The 238-nt window shown below is 18.5% G+C and carries 1 protein-coding gene; it reads left to right on the top strand.

Annotated elements, in window-relative coordinates:
- The coding region (locus tag ACEWL1_RS12295) for a hypothetical protein (RefSeq protein WP_409233571.1) at window positions 1-185 on the top strand (185 nt) is incomplete at its 5' end.
- Window positions 186-238 lie beyond the last annotated feature (53 nt).

The following is a 238-nucleotide window of genomic DNA, read 5'->3' as shown; positions in this document are numbered from 1 at the left end:
GGGGGGGGGGGGGGGGGGGGGGGGGGGGTGGCCGAACGAGAAAAAATGTATTAATAAAAAAAAAAAAAAAAAAAAAAAAAATAAAAAAAAAAAATAATAAAAAAAAAAAAAAAAACAAAAAAAAAAAAAAAAAAACAAAAAAAAAAATAAAAAAACAAAAAAAAAAAAAAAAAAAATGCTTATAAATGAACAAAAAAAAAAAAAAAAAAAAATTATATAAAATAAAAAAAAATAAAAA

The organism is Polaribacter gochangensis (genome assembly GCF_046224025.1).
GTDB lineage: Bacteria > Bacteroidota > Bacteroidia > Flavobacteriales > Flavobacteriaceae > Polaribacter > Polaribacter gochangensis.
This window is presented reverse-complemented; position numbering and strand designations above follow the sequence as displayed.